The organism is Palleronia sp., assembly GCF_042089775.1.
Classification (GTDB): domain Bacteria; phylum Pseudomonadota; class Alphaproteobacteria; order Rhodobacterales; family Rhodobacteraceae; genus Palleronia.
The window spans coordinates 1-3,706 of the sequence record NZ_JBELKF010000183.1 but is presented as its reverse complement, the minus strand read 5'-3'; the positions used below and the strand labels follow the sequence as shown (position 1 = coordinate 3,706).

Annotated in this window: 3 protein-coding genes; all 3 read right to left on the bottom strand. The window is 60.3% G+C overall.

Features of this window, described 5'->3' with window-relative positions; all coding sequences use genetic code 11:
- Positions 1–536 precede the first annotated feature (536 nt).
- Entirely contained in the window at positions 537–1,838 is a 1,302-nt protein-coding gene (locus ACFDS3_RS19575; protein WP_375264017.1) for a DUF2254 domain-containing protein, read from the bottom strand.
- 130 nt (positions 1,839–1,968) lie between these two features.
- Positions 1,969–2,610, bottom strand: coding sequence for a DUF998 domain-containing protein (locus ACFDS3_RS19570; protein WP_375264016.1), 642 nt, complete (start codon positions 2,608–2,610; stop codon positions 1,969–1,971).
- 186 nt (positions 2,611–2,796) lie between these two features.
- On the bottom strand, positions 2,797–3,264 hold the full coding sequence (locus ACFDS3_RS19565) for a DUF1622 domain-containing protein (protein ID WP_375264015.1): 468 nt from the start codon (positions 3,262–3,264) through the stop codon (positions 2,797–2,799).
- Between the last annotated feature and the right edge of the window lie 442 nt (positions 3,265–3,706).

Genomic DNA, 3,706 nt, shown 5'->3' with positions numbered 1-3,706 from the left:
TGGAGCCCCTCGAAGTGCATCCCCCTTCGGCCGACGACGGCCGCACTGGCCCCGGGAGCGAAGAAGGTGACGACTCAGACTGAGCACCCGCATCGAAAAATTACCAGTGCGACGACTTCGTGAAGCACGGAACGGTGAGCGGGCATGCGACATTGCTCCGTATCGAACTCAGCATCTATGCGAAGCTGACTTTCGGTCCAGCAAGATCCGACGGGCCGACTGGCGCTCAAGATGGGTTGCGTTTCCCGGACTTTCGCCGCGGAGCACTGCGATCGTTTGGTGGCGGCAGGTCACTTGCCTGCGCTTCGGAACCGGCTCTGGCCAACCAAGCTGTATCGTTACAGTGGTACGTTTCATGCACGCTGGTTCCTGTGGTACCGTCGGGCGACCGGCCCGGCGATACTCTCTTCAAGCGAAGTTTGCGAAGGTGGCACAGACTACGCGTTTAGAAGCGTTGCGGATAGGCGCGTGTCTCTCAGGCCGACTGCCGTTCGAGACGGACCAGTTGCCTGACACTACTAAATCAGCGCTGTTTCTCAGCCATGGTCTTCGGTAGCCGTCCTGTGGCGTTCATCTTGAGAAGCGTTCGGCAATTGCCGATGGAAGAGGCGCTGCGCGGCATGTTCCACAGTTTCGATATCCGCTTGATGGGACATGGTTTTGCGAACGCGCTCTAGAGCGTCACTTGCGAATCGCACTACCGGAACATCGAATTCCTCTGGCGAAACAGCCTGAACCGTTCGCAGCGCCTCAAACAGCTTCTGACAGACTTCGATGTTGTCGGCTCCGTCACGAGAGATTGCTCGGAAAGCGTCGTTCAGGATGTGCTCGGGCACAATCGGATCGACTGACACTCTGTCGAATGTGGGCCGGCCGTCGACTGCAGGCTCGGTTCTGAACCACCGGTCGAGGATGCGAACATGGTTGTGGATGACGCTGATAGCGGTTCCCGGGTCATTGACGCCGGGGGAAAGCGCACGGGAGGCGATCTCACTAAGGACGATGAGGCCGAAGCGCGGATCGTGCTCAAAGGTTCGGTCGCTACCGACGACGAAGGCCTTGTGGATTCGTTCCTCTGCGGCATCTGTCAGTTCCCCCGCGACGAGCGCCAGTGGTCTCACAGGCGTCGCATAGGTGCCGGGGCGGGCCGAGACGTGGATGAAGAGGCCAAAGTCTTCGGCAACCGCCTGAAGTTCGTCTGGCCGGAAGTGCTGGACATAGCCGACTTTGGCCGCGTGCAGGGGAGATCCGTTCTCGGCCGCGGGCGTCGCCGGCAGGCAGCCGAAAAGCGGTTGGTGCGCTATCTCGGCGAAGGCCTCCGACGTCGCCGCCTCAACTCTTTTGATAGTCTCACCGACCTGCCCGATGGACGGGATCTTGTTGATCCACCGGATGAGCGCGCCGACGAGAAGGATCACCACCAAGATCGTGGCGCCGAACAGGATCAGCCGCCCAGGAGCGCTGTAGAAGCCGCTGGAGAGGGCTATGATGCCGACGATACTGAACAGGAACGACCCGATGAAGATCGAGATGGGAGCTTGGGCGCTCCTGTCCTCGGCAATCAGCCGCACGGCGCGCGGTGAACTACCCTGTGCGGCACCGAAGAGGGCACTGACCATCGTTCCAAGTGCGAACGTTGCGACGGCCAGCATGCTTGTCGCGACGATGGTCAGCACCGTCTCGGTCGCGCGCTCCGAGACGTCGAACGGCAACTCCTGTGGTAGCAGGAACGTCGCGTACTGCGCTGCAAACACCGTTGCGAGCGCCAGCAGAGAGAACACCGCCGGCAGAAACCACATCTGCCTCGTGATCTGTCGCAATCTGAAATGGAGCTTCATTGACACCTGCAGAGGTTGGAAGGACGTGGCGAAACCTGTTCGGCCCAAAGCTGATAAGGGGCTTCAGGCCAGGGAATGTGCCGGACTGTCAAACGGTCCGTTTCCTGTCGTGCGGTATTCGCAGGCTCCGCTAGCGATACGGGAGGCCGGCAGCACCGCAACGCAGGAAGGTCCACGACAGGCTTATCACGAACGCGCTCGCGATCAGGCCCAGGCCCCGCTCGTAAAGTCCGTCGATGCTGTTGGGCAGGAAAAAGAAGACCGGAGACAGCACGCCCCACCGTTCCGAGCAGCGCCAGGACCCGTCGAGCCTCGGCTGGTGCCACCCTGCACCGCGGGACATGCCAAGCATTGCGGCAAGAAACAGTACGCCAGTGGCATATACGAGTTCGGTATGGATAGTTATGCCGACATGATCATTGTCACCGTATTCGTCATGGGCTGCGATGACCGCGACCACGGCCGCGAGTGCTCCTAGCGACACAACGCCAATGGACCATGCTATCCGACCGAGATGGTCATGGCTTGCGGCGATTGCCGTAGCGACGAGTGCCGCGGCAAACGCGTAGAGCGCCACGTCAGTAATGACCTCCAACGGGCCGGCGGCAAGGTCGCTGATCGTCTCGGAGACCCAGTTGTGATCCGGCACAATGATGGATGCTACAGCAATCGCGGCGATCGTGGACACGGCCCCAACGATGCCGAGGCCACCGAGAAAGATCAGCAGGAAGGGCTGCTGCTGTGGAAATAAGCGGGTTTCGTCCGTTCTCACAGAGTACCTCGGGTTCCTTCCCAATCCCCTTACGGGACGTGTCTTCTTACAAGCGGCGATCCTTCATCCTGCGCCGCGCGGTCACCAACTCTTACACACCCTTCGCAACTCTTTCTGAACGGCAGCCTGAGATGGGCCTCCCCCCGCGATACCGGCACCCCGCGCAATGCCGGCTTCGCAAACGGGTCAGACGGAATCGCTCTTGTTCTTGTGCTTTCTCCAGGGCCACTGCCCGTCTATCTCAACTTCGAGCGCAAAGCTCAGGAACGTGCGGACCGCGACGACGGCTGCAAGGACAGCGACGCTTTGGAGTGTTGGGTCTATGGCCACCGTGTTGATGATGTCGGCCGCAACAAGGAACTCCAGGCCCAGCAGGATCGAACGACCGAGAGACGATCTGAAGTTATGATAGACCGCCTCCTTCGGGCCCTTCTGCATGGTCCGGTAAAGGAACACAGCGGTCGCGGCCACGGCGCCGATCACGATCGTTGCGATCCCAACGACCTCAATGGCTCTGACGGTCCAGTGCAGGCCGGTGTCAAACCACTCGGCGACACGCTCTGATCCTTGCCCGCGCATTTCTCCGGCGCCTTGCGCCGCCGCCACAGAAACAAATAGGACGGACGCGGCGACCGTTGCGAAGCCGATGATCACGCTGGGACTCTTCGGCGGGGCGCTTCGCAAGTTACTCATGGACCGCCAACACATGCCTCAAAGCATCGTTCCGCGGCGGAGCATGAAACGGCCGGCTTCGGTGCTTTTTCCAATCGCAGCAAAGCGGCAGGGTGGAACAAGCCGCCTTTGGTCCTGTTTCCCTTTCGACCGGCGATATTTACACGGCTGTTTCACCCAAAGGGTCGAGCAACCCACTCGTTCCCCTCGCAGTCGTCGCGGTTGCCGTTATGACGATAACCGTCGGCGTGCTTGTCTACAGTAAAGAAGAAGCTCCGGACCAGCCGACAATCTTCGGCGAAGAAGACACCAACGGGCCTTGTCGCGTAACTCTGACTTCGGACGATTCACATCGCGAATTCATGCGGTTAGGCCCTGTTGACAAAAGGGGATTCACGTAGGGCACCGGCCATGATTCAAGCCG